Origin of the sequence: Gracilibacillus lacisalsi DSM 19029 (assembly GCF_000377765.1) — a bacterium.
Taxonomy (GTDB): Bacteria; Bacillota; Bacilli; order Bacillales; family Amphibacillaceae; genus Gracilibacillus; species Gracilibacillus lacisalsi.
Genome location: NZ_KB898705.1, coordinates 1 through 1,267 on the forward strand (window position 1 = coordinate 1; position 1,267 = coordinate 1,267).

Genomic DNA, 1,267 nt, shown 5'->3' on the forward strand with positions numbered 1-1,267 from the left:
CTTCAGAATCATGAAGTGAAAGCCAGGCTGAGAGATGGATGGCAAGTACAGTGAGGTGATCTTATGCGAAAGTTAAACAAACGTTTATATAAACGCTATTTAAAGGTTGCTAAAGAAAACGGTATTCCAACAAGGACTTATTACGACAGAATGCAATATAGAGGTTGGAATTATGAAGATGCTGCTACTCTTCCACCTGGTAGCAGGAAACCTAAGTATGAGGAGGAGTGATTATTTGGTAGCTTCATCTCATTTAAGAGGTCATCCCATCGAACATAACGGCAAAGAATGGGTGTATTGCGATACGAAAGAATCAACTGTAAAAACACATACAGAAAGAGCGTGAGGACATTGTGGAGAAAATGCAACAAAAGAAGGCCATGACGCATGTTTAGGAACGTTGCCAGGTGTCATGAATGCTTGTTGTGGTCACGGTCAAAGGAAAGAAGCATATGTGCAGTTTGAAGATGGTTCGGTTTTACGCGGTTCAAGAGCGGTTGGAGTTTTTAAAATGTTGAAGGAGTGATTAGATGAACGAACAGGAACGGTTGAAACAGATAAAAGAAGATTATTTTGAACGTGGGGAAGTTAAAACACTAAACTTTGATTACCTTATTCAACAAGCAGAAGAAAAGCAGGAGTTAGAAGAACACAAGAAGCGAACAGAGAAAATATTAAACGAAATCATAGAAGAAAGAGACAAAGTTTTAGATTATAACGAAGGTTTGGCTAGGCGCATTGATGAGTTAAAACAACAAAACGAACGATATCAGGAAGCTTTAAAGTTTTATGGAGCTGAACACAATTACGATGAATATACAATCGGATCAACAACGATAAAATCATCAAATGTTATGGAAGATGAAGGAGAAAAAGCACGTCAAGCATTACAAAACAAATAAGAGAGGTTGGAGGAAATGAGAACAATTAATGATTTAACTACTGCAATTGAAATGTGGGCTGTTGACAGAAAGTTAGACGAAGCACAACCAGAAAAACAAATGCTTAAATTGCAGGAAGAAGTGGGCGAATTAGCTGCAGGATTGGCAAGAGGTAATCAAGATCAAGTCATAGATGCTATAGGTGATGTGTATGTAGTGCTTACCATCCTATCAATGCAGTTACATTTAGATGTAAGAGACTGTGTTAATCACGCTTATTATCAGATTAAGGACCGTAAAGGCGAAATGCGTGATGGTGTGTTCGTGAAAGAAGAAGATCTACATGATTAATCCATACAACTTCCAACTACAATGGAAAATAGACA

The 1,267-nt window shown here is 37.8% G+C and carries 3 protein-coding genes; all 3 read left to right on the forward strand.

The features are described from left to right. Window positions 1-63: 63 nt before the first annotated feature. The 3 genes from D569_RS24715 to D569_RS0122200 all read left to right on the forward strand — a co-directional run bounded on the left by D569_RS24715 (window position 64) and on the right by D569_RS0122200 (window position 1,232). Window positions 64-231 (forward strand): hypothetical protein, encoded by a 168-nt coding sequence (locus D569_RS24715; RefSeq protein ID WP_018934620.1) that lies wholly within the window; start codon window positions 64-66, stop codon window positions 229-231. Between the two features lie 299 nt (window positions 232-530). Then, entirely contained in the window at window positions 531-902 is a 372-nt protein-coding gene (locus tag D569_RS0122195) for a hypothetical protein (RefSeq protein ID WP_018934623.1), read from the forward strand. A 15-nt stretch (window positions 903-917) separates the two neighbouring features. After that, window positions 918-1,232, forward strand: a complete 315-nt coding sequence (locus D569_RS0122200) for a MazG-like family protein (RefSeq protein WP_018934624.1) — start codon at window positions 918-920, stop codon at window positions 1,230-1,232. Window positions 1,233-1,267: the final 35 nt, after the last annotated feature.